Origin of the sequence: Cellulosimicrobium sp. I38E (assembly GCF_001647255.1) — a bacterium.
Lineage (GTDB): Bacteria > Actinomycetota > Actinomycetes > Actinomycetales > Cellulomonadaceae > Cellulosimicrobium > Cellulosimicrobium cellulans_E.
The window spans coordinates 112,949-125,297 of record NZ_LUAZ01000072.1; the positions used below are offsets into that span (position 1 = coordinate 112,949).

Here is a 12,349-nt window from a genome sequence, read left to right on the forward strand (position 1 = left end):
GCCTGTGCCGCTCGGGACGTTCGTCCCGGGAAAGTGTGACGCACGCCCGTGACGCACCGCACAGTTAGTGCACTCTTTCACAAGCGTAGAATCGGAGCGTGTCGAGTCGAGCGAGCAACCCCGCAAGCAGCGCAGACCAGATCGACGTAGCCCTCATCGGCGGTGGCATCATGAGCGCCACGCTGGGGGCTCTCCTCAAGGTCCTGGAGCCCTCCTGGACCGTGCGCATCTACGAGCGTCTGGACGCCGTGGCGCAGGAGTCGTCGAACCCGTGGAACAACGCCGGGACGGGTCATGCCGCCCTGTGCGAGCTGAACTACACGCCGGAGAAGGCGGACGGCTCGATCGACATCACCAAGGCGGTGAAGATCAACGAGCAGTTCGAGGTGTCGCGCGAGTTCTGGCACCACCTGCTCACGACGGGCGCGCTCCCGCAGCCCGCGAGCTTCATCTCCCGCACGCCGCACATGACGTTCGTGCGCGGCGCGGAGAACGTCGACTACCTGCGCCGCCGGTTCGAGACGCTGCGCCAGCACCCGCTGTTCAGCGAGCTCGAGTTCAGCGACGACCCCGCCGTGATCGCCGAGTGGGCGCCGCTCCTCGTCGCGGAGCGCGACGGTGACGAGCCGGTCGCGGCGACGCGCGCGACGAGCGGCACGGACGTCGACTTCGGCGCCCTCACGCAGCAGCTCGTCGACTACCTCGTCTCCCAGGGCACGCAGCTCTTCCTCGAGCACGAGGTGAAGAACCTCAAGAAGACGAAGGACGGCCGCTGGCGCCTGACGGTCAAGGACCGCTCGTGGAACGCCCCGAAGCGCCGCTCGACCGTCGAGGCCCGGTTCGTGTTCGTCGGCGCGGGCGGCGGTGCCCTGCCGCTGCTCCAGGCCGCGGGCATCCCCGAGGCCAAGGGCTACGGCGGCTTCCCCATCAGCGGCGAGTTCCTGCGCACCGACAGCCCCGAGCTCGTCGCGCAGCACCAGGCCAAGGTGTACGGCAAGGCCGACGTCGGCTCCCCGCCCATGTCCGTCCCGCACCTGGACACGCGGGTCGTCGAGGGCAAGACGTACCTGATGTTCGGCCCGTACGCCGGGTTCAGCCCCAAGTACCTCAAGAAGGGCAAGTACCTCGGGCTGTTCACGTCGCTGCGCCTGCACAACCTCGGCTCGATGGTCGGCGCGGGCCTGAAGAACCTCGACCTCACCCAGTACCTGGTCGGCCAGCTCCTCGCGAGCCCGGAGACCAAGTTCACGGCGCTCCAGGGCTTCATGCCGACGGCGCACCCGAAGGACTGGGAGACCATCACCGCGGGCCAGCGCGTCCAGGTCATCAAGAAGGACAAGGACGGCAAGGGCGTCCTCGAGTTCGGCACCGAGGTCATCGCCGCGGGCGACGGCTCCATCGCGGGCCTGCTCGGCGCCTCTCCGGGCGCGTCGACCGCGGTCCCCGCGATGATCGACCTGCTCGAGCGCTGCTTCCCCGCCCGCTTCACCAAGTGGCGCCCCGAGCTCGCGACGATGATCCCGAGCCTCGGCCAGGCGCCGTGGGAGGCCGAGGAGCTCGAGGGCCTCGACCAGCTCACGGGCGGCGCGGACGTCGACGCCGTCGGCTCGCGCGCCTGACCACGATCTGACGCCCCTCCCCCGCGACGGCCCGGACCTCCACGAGGTCCGGGCCGTCGTGCGTCCCGCGCCCGGCCGCGACGGTCAGCGCGGGAGCCGCACGCGCCGCCCCGCGCGCGACGGTGCCGGCTCGGCGTGCGTCGCGGGAGCCGGCGGGAGCCCGCGGACGCCGTCCCGCACCGCGGGGTTCGGGACGACGCGCCGCAGCACGAGCTCGGCCGCGACCTCGTGCGGGTCGACCGGCCCGGGCTGTGCGTCCGGGCGAGCGGCCGCGGCGCGCAGGTCCGCGTCGAGACGCTGCGCGTCGCGGTCCCAGCGCTCGCCGTGGACCGACCGGTCACCCCACGCGCCACCGCCCGGCCACGCGCCGTCGGACCCCGCGGGGAACCACGGCCGCGCGGGGTCCGCGCGCCGCACCGCGAGAGCCGCGACGGTCGGGCCGACGACGAGGAGAAGAACCACCGCACCCCAGAAGATGTCCATGCCTCCACCCTGTCGTCGCACGTGCGGGGCGACGAGTGGCAGGACCGACACCTCTCGACAAGATCCCGCCACGGGCGTAGCGTGCCGTGCATGGTGCGCTCCGTCGCGGCCGTCGTGTGCGACGGCCTGGCCCCGTTCGAGTTCGGCGTCGTGTGCGAGGTCTTCGGCCTCGACCGGAGCGAGGACGGCGTCCCGTCGTTCGACTTCCGCGTGTGCGGACCGGTCGCCGGGCGGCCCGTGCGCACGTCGGTCGGCGCGCAGGTCGTCCCCGACCACGGGCTCGACGCCACGGACGACGTCGACCTCCTCGTCGTCCCGGCGATCCGCATCGGCTCGCACTACCCGCCCGAGGTGCTGGACGCGGTCCGGCGCGCGTCCGAGCGCGGCGCGCTGCTGCTGAGCGTGTGCTCAGGGGTCTTCCTCCTCGCCGCGGCCGGCGTGATCGAGGGGCGACGCGTCACGACCCACTGGATGCACGCCGACGAGCTGCGCCGCCAGTACCCCAGCCTGGACATCGACCCGGACGTGCTGTTCGTCGACGACGGCAACCTCGTCACGAGCGCCGGGACCGCCGCCGGGATCGACGCGTGCCTGCACCTCGTGCGGCGCGAGCTCGGGGCCAAGGTCGCGAACACGATCGCGCGGCGCATGGTCGTGCCGCCCCAGCGCGACGGCGGGCAGCGCCAGTTCATCGAGCGCCCGGTCCCGGAGTGCGAGGAGGACTCCTTCGCCGAGCTGCTGGAGTGGATGACCGAGCACCTCGACGAGCCGCTCACGGTGCGGGACCTGGCGCGCCGCGCCCACACGTCGGAGCGCACGTTCGCGCGCTCGTTCGTCGCCCAGACGGGCACGACGCCGCTCGCGTGGCTCACGTCGCAGCGCGTGGGGCACGCGCAGTCCCTGCTCGAGGAGTCGACGCTGGACCTCGAGGAGGTCGCGCGGCGCTGCGGGTTCGGGTCGGCGGCGCTCCTGCGCCACCACTTCCGGCGCGCGGTCGGCATCACGCCGACGGAGTACCGCCAGACGTTCCGCTTCGCCGCCTGACGACGACGCGGCCCCCGAGGCTCCTGCGCGAGTTCTTCACGTGCCGCGCTCGCGCGCGCAACCTACGGTCCCGTAGGGTGGGGTGATCTGCACCACGAGCACCCGCTCACCTCCGCGGCTGGGAAGTCGACACCGACACCCTGCGAGGCCGCACATGACCTCTGCCGCAGTGCGCCCGGGCTTCCGGGCCACCCGCCCCCGCACCGACGAGCCGGGCGCCGTCACCAGCACCTACAGCGCGCTGTCGCGCACCGTGCGCGACGCCGGACTGCTCCACCGCACGCACGGCTACTACCTCTGGACCCTCGCCGTCCTGACGCTCGCGCTCGGCGGCGCCGTCGCCGGGTTCGTCCTCCTCGGCGACTCGTGGTTCCAGCTCCTGATCGCCGGCGCGCTCGGCCTGGTCTTCACGCAGTTCGCGTTCGTCGCCCACGAGGCGTCCCACCGCCAGGTCTTCGCGTCCGGCCCGGCGAACGACCGCCTGGGTCGCATCCTCGCGAACGGCGTCGTGGGGATCAGCCACTCGTGGTGGATGAACAAGCACACACGCCACCACGCGAACCCCAACCAGCGCGGCAAGGACCCGGACATCGCCCCGGACGTCGTCGTCTTCCTCGACGACGACGCCGCCGCGGCGAAGGGCTTCCGCTCCGTGATCAACCGCTACCAGGGCTGGCTCTTCTTCCCGCTGCTCACGCTCGAGGGCCTCAACCTGCACGTCCAGGCGTACCGCTCGCTCCTCGCGGGCGGCCGGGCGCGAGGCAACCTCCGGGCCCGGGTCGTCGAGCTCGTGATCCTCACGCTGCGCCTGTCGCTCTACGTCGGCGCGATCTTCTGGTTCCTGCCGCTCGGCATGGCCTTCGCGTTCCTCGGCGTGCAGCTCGCGGTGTTCGGCGTCTACATGGGCGCGTCGTTCGCGCCGAACCACAAGGGCATGGCGATCATCCCCGAGAACACGAAGATCGACTTCCTCTCGAAGCAGGTCCTCACGTCGCGCAACATCCGCGGCGGCTGGTGGATGAACATCCTCATGGGCGGGCTCAACTTCCAGATCGAGCACCACCTGTTCCCGAGCATGCCGCGGCCCCACCTCGCGCGGGCGCGCGAGATCGTGCGCGAGCACTGCGCGAACCTCGGCCTGCCCTACACGGAGACGAGCCTCGTGCAGTCCTACGGCATCGTCGTCCGGTACCTCAACCGCGTCGGGCTCTCCGCGCGCGACCCGTTCGACTGCCCGATGTTCCGCCAGCTCCGCAAGGTCTGACGGCCGCGCCGGACCGCCGGGGCCGCACCGCGCGACGACGCGCGGTCCGGTCAGGCGGACGCCGCGTGACCGTGCCGCCAGTACCCGACGAAGTCGACGTGCGTCTTGGGCACGCCGCGGTCGTTGACGAGGTGGCGGCGCACCCCGGTCGCGAGCGTCGACTCCCCCACCGCGTACGCGTAGACGGGCCCGGACGGCAGGTCGGCCGACCGCACGGCCTCGAGCGCCAGCGCGCCGGGCAGGAGCTCGTGCGGGTCGGTGCCCGCGGGCGCCGCGCCCTCGCGCACGACCCAGCGCAGCTCGACACCCGCCGGCACGCGGAAGTCCTGCGCGTCCGCCGCCTCGGGGATCTCGACGATCGCGAGGCCGCGCGCGTCGTCGGGCAGCGACTCGCAGATCCCCGCGACGGCCGGCAGCCCGGTCTCGTCGGCGACGACGAGCGTCCAGTCGTGCGGGACGCGCGGGTTGTAGCCGACCCCCTGGTCGAGCAGGCCGACGCGGTCACCCGGCTGCGCGGACAGCGCGAACGACGACGCGGGGCCGGCGTCGCCGTGGACGACGAAGTCGACGTCGATCTCGCGCAGGTCGGGCCGCGCGGCGCGCACCGTGTAGTTGCGGACCCAGGGACGGCGCGCCTTGGGCGTCGCGAGGTACTGGACGTACCACAGGCCCGAGGTGCGCGTCGGCAGCCGGAGGGAGTCCTGGTCGTCGCGGGCCAAGAAGAGCCGGAACCACTGGTCGAAGCCCATCGGCGTGAAGAGCTCCATGTCGTCGCCACCGAGCGTGACCCGCACGACGTGGGGGCTCACCCGCTTGCTCCCGACGACGCTCAGCGTGACGACGTGAGCGTCGGCGGGCTTGACCGTCTTGAAGGTGGCCACCGGTGGCTCCTCGGGGTGCGGCCCGGCGTGCCGGGCGGACGACGGCCCCGCGAGCACGGAACCGAGGCAAGGCTAGCCTCACCTGACACCCGGCGTCGATGTGGTCGATCCCACACCCGGTGCGCGCTCCTCCGTCCGGGGACGTCGCAGACCGGTGTCATGCTCGGTGCGTGGAGCTCCCCGTCGCCTGGTCCGTCGTCCTGCTCGTCACCGCCGCGTGGAACCTGCTCATCTGGCCGCGGTTCCTCCAGCGCATCGCCAAGGACCCGCGCGCACGTGACGCCGACGGGCGCGCGACGCGCTTCCTCACGGTGCACGTCGCGCTCATCGCGGTCTCGCTCGTGCTGGCCCTGGCGGTCGGCGTGCTCGGCGTCCTCACGCTCGTCTGAGCCCGGCCAGCCGCTCCGGGTTGCGGAAGAGCAGGACGCGCACGACGCGCTCGCCGTCGTACTCGACGGTCGCGGCCATGGCGGGCTCCCCGCCGACGGTCCACACGCCGCCCAGAGCCCCGTTCACGAGCGCGGGCTCGAAGGCCATCGCCGTCGTCTCGGGCTTCGCCGAGAGACCCACGAGCATCCGCGCCACCTTGTCCGCACCCGTCACGGGCCGCAGGGCCGCGCGCGCCTTGCCGCCGCCGTCGCTCACCACGACGACGTCCGGCGCGAGGATCTCGACGAGCGCGGTCGTGTCTCCCGTCGCGCACGCGGCCATGAACCGCTCGACCGCCGCGCGCTGCGCGTCGTCGGGCGGGGTGAACCGCGGGCGCCGCGCCCGTACGTGCTCGCGCGCGCGGTGCGCGGTCTGGCGCACGGCCTCGGGCGAGCGGTCGAGGCCGTCGGCGATCTCGTCGTAGGGGACGTCGAATACCTCGCGCAGCACGAACACGGCACGCTCGAGCGGGCTCAGCGTCTCCAGCACGACGAGCAGCGCCATCGACACGTCCTCCGCGCGCTCGACCTGCAGCGCGGCGTCCGGCGTCGTGAGGAGCGGGTCGGGCAGCCACGACCCCACGTACGTCTCGCGCCGCGTCCGCAGCGTGCGCAGCCGGTCGAGCGCGAGCCGTGTCGTGACGCGCACGAGGTAGGCGCGCGGGTCCAGGACGCCGGACCGGTCCGCCGAGGACCAGCGCAGCCAGGCCTCCTGGACCACGTCCTCGGCGTCCGCGGCGGAGCCCGTCATCTCGTACGCGACCGTGAAGAGCAGGCGACGGTGCGTCGTGAACGGCGCGAGGGCCGCACCGGGACCGCGGGGCCCCGCGGCGCCGTCGGGCGGCGGGGACCCGGCGCTCTCGCTCACCCGGCCAGCCTGCCAGCCGTGCCTGCCGCGCGCAGCCCCCCGCCGAGCGGGACCTCGCACCGGTCGCTGAAGCCCTGGCTGGACAGGCCGAGGGCCGCGTTGATCCGGCTGCGCAGGTTCTCCAGCGCGACCAGGGCCGTGAGCTCGACGAATGCGGGCTCGCCCAGGTCGTCGACCAGCGCGGCCGCGAGCTCGTCCGTCACCGTCGGCGGGGTCGCGGTCGCCGCCTCGGCGTACTCGAGCACGCGCCGCTCGACGGCGCTGTACGCGTCGCTCTCGCGCCACGCGGGCACGTCGTGGAGCTTGCCGGGGTCGACGTCGCCGTGCTCCGACTCCCAGTAGCCGAAGTCGACGCACCACGAGCAGCCGATCTGCACCGCGGACGCCATGACCGCGAGCGCCGAGAGCGTCGGGTCGAGCGTCCGCCAGCGCGCGACGCCCGCCTCGAGGACGCCGTACGTCGTCGCGACGCGCGGGTTGTGCCCGACGGCGGCGAGCGGCTCGAGCACGGCGCCGTACCGCCGCCGCGAGAGCGCGGCGAGCGTGCGGTTGAGCAGGGTCCGGGGCGGGTCGAGCGAGATGCGGGCCACGAGGGTCTCCTTCCGTCAGCCGGCGCGGTGCGCGCCGGTCGTGCGCGAGGTCGACCATCCAGACGCCCGCCGCGGGCCGCGCGTGACATGCCCGCGCGTGACCTGCGTCACGGCCGGTGGGCGCGCTTCTCGTTGCCGCGTCGGTAGTTCCCCGTCGCCCTGGCGAGCAGGAGCTGGACCTCGCCCTCGTCGTCACGCGCCTCTGCCCGTTCCAGGGCCACGACGAGCCGGTCGGCCGCCGTCCCGGCGACGGTGACGACGACGCGCCCGCCGCGCGCGACCCGGACGCGACCGTCCTGGGTCACCTGGTGGTCGAACGGGTCGGGGAACGGGCCGGGATCGGTGCCGTCGCTCGCCATCCCGCCACGCTAGGGCGCGTCGGACGGGACGCGCACGGCCTTTTGCCCGGCGCGCGGCCGCACGAGGTTCGCGAGCGGCGAGTACCGGGGCACCCAGCGCGCGAGGGCCGCCGCGGACCCCGCGCCGAGCACCGACGTCGCCCAGACCCCCGCCGCGAGCGACCCCAGTGCTGCCCCCGCCGAGAGCACGAGGGGCCCGAGCGCGTCGCCCGTGTCCTGGAAGAGGCGCCACACGCTGAGGAAGGTCGGGCGCACCTCTGCGGGTGCGACGTCGGCCCCCAGCGTCATGACGATGCCCGACCCCATCCCGTTGCCGACCCCGAGCAGTGCCGCGACGACGGTCACCGCGCCCACCGTGTGGGCGAAGGGCAGGAGCGCGAGCCCGGCGGCCATGGTGAGCATCGAGGGCACGGCCACCCACAGCCGTCCGAACCGGTCCATGACCTTGCCCGCCGGGTAGAACAGCAGCATGTCGAGCGCGCCGGAGACGCCGAAGATCAGCGACGTCACCTCCGCATCCAGCCCGAGGTGCTCGCCCCAGAGCGGGATGACGGTCTGGCGCGCCCCGCGCACGGCGCTCACGAGGAGGATCGCGACGCCGAGCGTCGCGAAGAGGCGCCGGTGCTCGCGCGCCACGCCGGCGATGGTCACCCGCGGTCCTGCCGCGGGGCCGCGTGTCCGTACGCGGCCCGGCTCGTCCTGGGCCGCCGGCTCCGGGCGCACGACGGCGAGGACCGCCACCGCCGCCAACGCGGCCACGGCGCCGAGCCAGTAGGCGCCGCGCACGTCCGTCGCCGCGATGACGGCCGCCCCCGCGAACGGACCGAGGAACAGCCCGATGCGGTGCACGCCCGCGAGCGTGGACAGGACGCGCGCCCGCCGCAGCGGCGGGGTGATCTCGGTGAGGTAGGCCTGACGGGCGAGGTTGAAGACGGCGGTCGACGCACCGAGGGCGAGGACGCCAGCAGCCAGTCCCCCGAGGTTCGGGCTGAGCGCGATCGTCGCGAACGCGACGACGGCAACGCCGCCCGCGAGCAGCATGGCCGCCCGGTCGCCGATCCGCTGCGCGAGCGCCCCGGCCGGGAGGTCGAACAGGATCTTGCCGATCGGGACGAGCGCGGCGACGAGCCCCGCGACGGTGAGGCTCGCCCCGCGCCCGGTCGCGGTGACCGCGACGACGGGCAGCATCGCCCCGATGCCGATCTCGAGGACGAGCGTCGGGACGAACGCGCCGAGGACGACGCTGCGCAGGGGGAAGAGCGGCGCGTCGGTGCCCGCGGGGGCGGTCACCGCACCTCCGCCGCGACCTCGACGCCCGACCGCTCGCCGTCGGGTCGCGTGACCTCGACGCCACGGCACGCGGGCGCGTCGGCGAGGAGCTCGAGGAGCTGGGGCGCCGCGGAGGCCCCGCTGTCCCAGCGCCCGGTCACGACGGAGACGACCCAGCTGGGCGCGCCGGCCTCGGGCAGCGCGAGCGTGACGAGGCGCTCCGCCTGAGGCTTCGCCGCGACGTGGCGCGGGACGAGCGCGATCCCGAGGCCCCGGTCGACGAGCTCGAGGAGCGTGTGCACGTCGTTGACCGAGCACCGCACGCGGCGGTGCACGCCGTGCGCGGCGCACGTGGCGTCGTTGACGGGACGCGCGCCCCACGACGGGTCGAAGTCGACGAACTCCTGGCCGGAGAGGTCGGCCCAGTCCACCCGGCCGCGCGTGGCGAGCGGGTGCTCGGGCGCGCACACGAGCACGAGCGGCTCGCTGCCCAGCACGGTCTGCGACAGCGACCCCAGGTGCTCGGTGGTGGCGACGAACGCGACGTCCAGGTCGCCCTCGCGCACGCGCGCGAGGAGGTCGTGCGAGCCGGCCTGCGCGAAGTGGATCTCCACCTGGGGGTAGCGGCGGTGGAAGCGCTCGAGCAACGTGGTGACGTCGAGGACCCCGAGGCACTGCTCCGATCCCACGCGCAGCGAGCCGGACAGCGCGCGCGTCGCGCGGACGACCGCGTCGCGACCGGCGGCCGCCTGCGCGAGCATGGAGCGTGCGTGCGGCAGCAGCGCCAGGCCCGCCTCGGTGGGCTCGACGCGGCGCGTCGTGCGCGTGAACAGGCTCGCGCCGAGCTCCTCCTCGAGGCTGCGGACCGCGGCGGACAGGCCCGACTGGGAGACGCCGACGAGCTGCGCCGCGCGGGTGAACTGGCGCTCGTCCGCGAGCGCGACGAGGTACTCCATCTGACGAAGATCCATTGACCACTCGCACTTCTCTATTTGACAACTACTAGTTGTTGGACTTCTAGATTATCGCTTCCTACGCTCGAGCAGTCCCGGTCCGTCGTCTCGCACTGCCCGGCGCTCCGCCCTCGCAGGCGGGCGACGACCCTTCCTACCCCTGAACCGTGAGGAAGTCCCCCATGCAGCAGCGCACTCTCGGATCCCGGACGGTCTCCGCGATCGGTCTCGGCGGCATGCCGATGTCGATCGAGGGCCGACCGGACGAGGCCCGGTCCGTCGCGACGGTCCACGCCGCGCTCGACGCCGGCGTCACGCTGATCGACACGGCCGACGCCTACCACCTGCACGCCGACGAGGTCGGGCACAACGAGGAGCTGATCGCCCGTGCCCTCCGGTCGTACGGCAGCGACACCTCCGACGTCCTCGTCGCGACCAAGGGCGGCCATCTGCGACCTGGCGACGGCACCTGGACCCGGAACGGAGACCCTGCCTACCTCAAGCGCGCCGCCAAGGAGTCGGCGCGCCGGCTCGGCGTCGACGCGATCGGGCTGTACCAGTTCCACCGCCCCGACCCCGAGGTCCCCTACACCGACTCGGTCGGCGCGCTCGTCGAGCTGCTCGACGAGGGCGTGATCCAGCAGGCCGGGATCTCGAACGCGGACGTCGGGCAGATCGACCTCGCGCACGACCTCCTGGGCGGCAGGCTCGCGTCCGTGCAGAACCAGTTCTCGCCGCGCTTCCGCTCCAGCCAGGGCGAGCTCGAGCACTGCGCGGCGCTCGGCGTCGCGTTCCTGCCGTGGAGCCCGCTCGGCGGGATCGCGAACGCCGCCGAGCTCGGCGCGCGCCACGCCGTGTTCCAGGACGTCGCCGACGCGCACGGCGTGAGCGTCTACCAGGTCACGCTCGCGTGGGAGCTCGCGCTCGCACCCGTCGTGATCCCCATCCCCGGCGCCTCGCGGCCGGAGTCGATCCGTGACTCCGCCGCCGCCGCAGACCTCGTCCTGACCCCGGAAGAGGTCGCGCGGCTCTCCGCCGCGTGACGACCGCCGGAACCCTCCCCACCCCCGCGAAGGAGCTCCACCGATGAAGACCTTCACCCTGCCCGGCACCGACCTGGTCGTGCCGGACGTCGTCCTCGGCCTCATGCGCATCCAGGACAAGACCGACGACGAGGTCCGCACCCTGGTGCGCACGGCCCGCGACGCCGGCATCACGTTCCTCGACCACGCCGACGTCTACGGCACGGACCTGCACGGCTGCGAGCGCCGGTTCGCCGAGGCCCTCGACCTCTCGCCCGCCGAGCGCGGTGAGTGGGTCATCCAGTCGAAGGCCGGGATCGTGCCCGAGGGCCCCTACTTCGACTTCTCCTACGAGCACCTCGTCGCGTCCGTCGAGGGCTCGCTCGACGCGCTGCGCACGGACTACCTCGACATCCTCCTGCTGCACCGGCCCGACGCCCTCGTCGAGCCCGAGGAGGTCGCGCGCGCGTTCGCCGACCTGCACGCCGCGGGCAAGGTGCTCGCGTTCGGGGTCTCGAACCACACGCCGGGCCAGATCGAGCTGCTGCGCCGGTACGTCGAGCAGCCGATCGTCGCGAACCAGCTCCAGCTCTCGATCACGCACGCGCCGATCGTCGCGCAGGGGGTCGCGTCGAACATGCAGGGCCTGGACCAGTCGATCAGCCGCGACAGCGGGATCCTCGACTACTGCCGCCTGCACGACATCACGGTCCAGGCGTGGTCGCCGTTCCAGGCGGGGTTCTTCACCGGCGTCTTCCTGGGCTCGGAGAAGTACCCCGAGCTCAACGCCGTGATCGACCGTCTCGCCGCCCGCTACGACGTCCCGCCCATCGCGATCGCGACCGCCTGGATCACGCGGCACCCGGCACGGATGCAGGTCGTGCTCGGCACGACGAGCCCCGAGCGCGTGGCGGGCGCGGCCCTCGGCTCGGAGGTGCCGCTCACGCGCGCGGAGTGGTACGAGCTGTTCCGCGCCGCGGGCTACACCGTCCCCTGACGCGCGCGCCCGGACGCTGGTGTCGGAGGTCACGCACCGGCCGTCCGGGCCGCCCTGCGGGGCGGTCTAGGCTCGTGCCGTGGCAACCTTCTCGGCAGTGACCCGGCAGCACATCCTCCAGGCGATCGCGGACTGGGACGACCGGGGCCGGGACGCGTTCCTCGGGGTCTACGGGTTCACCGCCGCCCCCGGCACCCCCCTCCTCCACGAGGACCGCGCGTACGACGCCCAGGCGATCCTCGGCGTCGCGCACCGGTACGCGACCGGCCGCGTCGCGACGGCCGAGGAGTTCCGCAACAGCCCCGTGAGCGTCGCGGACCTGCTGCGCAAGCGCGGCTTCGACGTGCCGGGCGCGGCGCCCGCAGCGCCGGCGCCCGCACGTCGGACCGCGGCGAAGGCCGCGACCGCGCCCCGTACCCCGCGACGCACGACGACGCCGCGTGCGTCCGAGCCCGAGAAGCCGCCGGCCGTGTGCCCCACGTGCTTCACGGTGCTGCCCGCGACGGGCATCTGCGACGACTGCGGCTGACCGGGTCTCCCCCACGCACGACGAGGGGCGCCGTCCTTCCGGA

14 protein-coding genes are annotated in these 12,349 nt (G+C 73.7%); 7 read left to right on the forward strand and 7 right to left on the reverse strand.

Going from position 1 to position 12,349, the window contains the following annotated elements:
• Window positions 1-98 precede the first annotated feature (98 nt).
• Window positions 99-1,619: a malate dehydrogenase (quinone) gene (gene mqo / locus A0J59_RS19075; RefSeq protein ID WP_053371493.1), complete on the forward strand. Its 1,521-nt coding sequence runs from the start codon at window positions 99-101 to the stop codon at window positions 1,617-1,619.
• 84 nt (window positions 1,620-1,703) lie between these two features.
• Here the strand turns inward: mqo and A0J59_RS21750 are convergent, their stop codons facing one another.
• A complete protein-coding gene (locus A0J59_RS21750; RefSeq protein WP_064317142.1) occupies window positions 1,704-2,102 on the reverse strand; it encodes a hypothetical protein in 399 nt (132 codons plus the stop codon).
• A 90-nt stretch (window positions 2,103-2,192) separates the two neighbouring features.
• Between A0J59_RS21750 and A0J59_RS19085 the strand changes: the two genes are divergently transcribed.
• Window positions 2,193-3,146 carry a helix-turn-helix domain-containing protein gene (locus tag A0J59_RS19085; RefSeq protein ID WP_064317143.1) on the forward strand — a complete coding sequence of 318 codons (954 nt, stop codon included), beginning with the start codon at window positions 2,193-2,195 and terminating at the stop codon, window positions 3,144-3,146.
• 154 nt (window positions 3,147-3,300) lie between these two features.
• Window positions 3,301-4,410 (forward strand): acyl-CoA desaturase, encoded by a 1,110-nt coding sequence (locus tag A0J59_RS19090; protein WP_064317144.1) that lies wholly within the window; start codon window positions 3,301-3,303, stop codon window positions 4,408-4,410.
• 50 nt (window positions 4,411-4,460) lie between these two features.
• Here A0J59_RS19090 and A0J59_RS19095 read toward each other — a convergent pair whose 3' ends face one another.
• The gene (locus A0J59_RS19095) at window positions 4,461-5,291 is read right to left on the reverse strand and encodes a siderophore-interacting protein (protein ID WP_047233705.1); all 831 of its coding nucleotides are present in this window, start codon (window positions 5,289-5,291) and stop codon (window positions 4,461-4,463) included.
• A 170-nt stretch (window positions 5,292-5,461) separates the two neighbouring features.
• On the opposite strand from A0J59_RS19095, the gene A0J59_RS19100 reads away from it, so the two are divergent.
• Window positions 5,462-5,680 (forward strand): SCO4848 family membrane protein, encoded by a 219-nt coding sequence (locus tag A0J59_RS19100; protein ID WP_047233704.1) that lies wholly within the window; start codon window positions 5,462-5,464, stop codon window positions 5,678-5,680.
• Here the strand turns inward: A0J59_RS19100 and A0J59_RS19105 are convergent.
• The 5 genes from A0J59_RS19105 to A0J59_RS19125 all read right to left on the reverse strand — a co-directional run bounded on the left by A0J59_RS19105 (window position 5,667) and on the right by A0J59_RS19125 (window position 9,776).
• Entirely contained in the window at window positions 5,667-6,587 is a 921-nt protein-coding gene (locus A0J59_RS19105) for an RNA polymerase sigma-70 factor (protein WP_082919196.1), read from the reverse strand. The two genes, A0J59_RS19100 and A0J59_RS19105, sit on opposite strands and share 14 nt — an antisense overlap.
• Window positions 6,584-7,177, reverse strand: coding sequence for a carboxymuconolactone decarboxylase family protein (locus tag A0J59_RS19110; protein ID WP_047233703.1), 594 nt, complete (start codon window positions 7,175-7,177; stop codon window positions 6,584-6,586). The genes A0J59_RS19105 and A0J59_RS19110 overlap by 4 nt, the downstream gene beginning before the upstream one ends.
• A gap of 107 nt (window positions 7,178-7,284) precedes the next feature.
• Window positions 7,285-7,536, reverse strand: coding sequence for a hypothetical protein (locus A0J59_RS19115; protein ID WP_047233702.1), 252 nt, complete (start codon window positions 7,534-7,536; stop codon window positions 7,285-7,287).
• A gap of 9 nt (window positions 7,537-7,545) precedes the next feature.
• The gene (locus A0J59_RS19120) at window positions 7,546-8,826 is read right to left on the reverse strand and encodes an MFS transporter (RefSeq protein WP_064317145.1); all 1,281 of its coding nucleotides are present in this window, start codon (window positions 8,824-8,826) and stop codon (window positions 7,546-7,548) included.
• Window positions 8,823-9,776 (reverse strand): LysR family transcriptional regulator, encoded by a 954-nt coding sequence (locus tag A0J59_RS19125; protein ID WP_082141357.1) that lies wholly within the window; start codon window positions 9,774-9,776, stop codon window positions 8,823-8,825. The genes A0J59_RS19120 and A0J59_RS19125 overlap by 4 nt, the downstream gene beginning before the upstream one ends.
• A 164-nt stretch (window positions 9,777-9,940) precedes the next feature.
• On the opposite strand from A0J59_RS19125, the gene A0J59_RS19130 reads away from it, so the two are divergent.
• The 3 genes from A0J59_RS19130 (at window position 9,941) to A0J59_RS19140 (ending at window position 12,306) form a co-directional block, all read left to right on the forward strand.
• Entirely contained in the window at window positions 9,941-10,801 is an 861-nt protein-coding gene (locus tag A0J59_RS19130) for an aldo/keto reductase (protein WP_047233700.1), read from the forward strand.
• 43 nt (window positions 10,802-10,844) lie between these two features.
• Complete coding sequence (locus A0J59_RS19135) at window positions 10,845-11,777, forward strand: aldo/keto reductase family oxidoreductase (RefSeq protein ID WP_064317146.1); 933 nt, start codon at window positions 10,845-10,847, stop codon at window positions 11,775-11,777.
• Between the two features lie 79 nt (window positions 11,778-11,856).
• Window positions 11,857-12,306, forward strand: a complete 450-nt coding sequence (locus A0J59_RS19140; RefSeq protein ID WP_064317147.1) for a hypothetical protein — start codon at window positions 11,857-11,859, stop codon at window positions 12,304-12,306.
• Window positions 12,307-12,349 lie beyond the last annotated feature (43 nt).